Genomic DNA, 1181 nt, shown 5'->3' with positions numbered 1-1181 from the left:
AGTGCTGTAATATCTGAAAATGTCAATCAAATTGCTAATGATATCTTAGAAGATGCTAAGAAGAAGAAGTTTTAGTGCAAAGGTTTGATATATGGTGTTTTATATGTTATAATTTTTTTATTTTAATTTTTTGGAGGTTTAATAATGAGAGGTTTAATGCAAAGTTTAGCTAATAAGCTAACTTTATTTGTGTGCTTAGCTATACTAAGTATTTTATTTGTTGCCAATGTTGTAAATTATATAGGAGTTAAAGATGATACTCAAAAGCTTATTAATGATTTACAAATTAAAACAATACAAGATGTTTTGACAACATTTGAAAGTTATAATACTTCAAGAGGTGATGCTATTAAAGCAATTGCTAAAGAAATAGAAAGAAATCCTTATGAATCTAAAGATGAAATTTATAAAATAGTAAGAGCTGTTAAAGATGCTAGCAATTTTGATGTTTTATATGTAGGTTTAGCTGAAAATGGAGCTATGATCCGTTCTAATGGCAATCATCAGATGCCATCTAGTGGTTATGATCCAAGAACTAGAGGATGGTATACAAATGCAGCTTCAGGTAGAGATAAGGTGTATATTTCAAAACCATATATGGCGCCATCTTTAAAAGCACCATCTTTGGCATTTTCTTATCCTATCATAGTCAATGGAAAATTTATAGGTGTTGCTGGTGGAAATTACGATTTAAAAACATTTTCTGATAATGTTTTGTCTTTAGGGAAATCAGCTAGTGGTTATGTGACCGTCATTGATAATGATGGAACAGTTTTATTTCATGAAATTACCGAAAGGCTTTTGAAAAAAACTGTTTTATCTGAAAATATTGTTAAAGCTTATTTAAATACACCAGAAGGAAGGTCTGGGGGATTATCAAAAAGTGCTTTTGTTGTTCTTGATGATAAAGGTGTAGAAAAAGCCGTTATTTGTCAAAAAAATTCTTTAGGTTATAATGTTTGTGCTATAGCAGATGAAAAAATTTATAGTGATCCCGTTAACAAAGCTTTGGTAAAACAAATTTTAATTGGGATTGCTAGTTTAATCATAGCCCTAATCGTAATCAGACTAGTAATCCAATACAATCTCTCTCCACTCCAAAAAATCCAATCAGGCCTTAACTCATTCTTTGACTTTATTAATCATAAAACCAAAGATTCTAAACTCATAGATGTAAAAAC

At 29.7% G+C, this 1181-nt stretch carries 1 protein-coding gene; it reads left to right on the top strand.

Annotation, left to right across the window (positions count from 1 at the left end):
* Positions 1–144: 144 nt before the first annotated feature.
* The coding region (locus tag FPD38_RS00465) for a PDC sensor domain-containing protein (protein WP_222705446.1) at positions 145–1181 on the top strand (1037 nt) is incomplete at its 3' end.

The organism is Campylobacter volucris (assembly GCF_008011665.1).
In the GTDB taxonomy this organism is placed as follows: Bacteria; Campylobacterota; Campylobacteria; order Campylobacterales; family Campylobacteraceae; genus Campylobacter_D; species Campylobacter_D volucris_A.
This window is presented reverse-complemented; position numbering and strand designations above follow the sequence as displayed.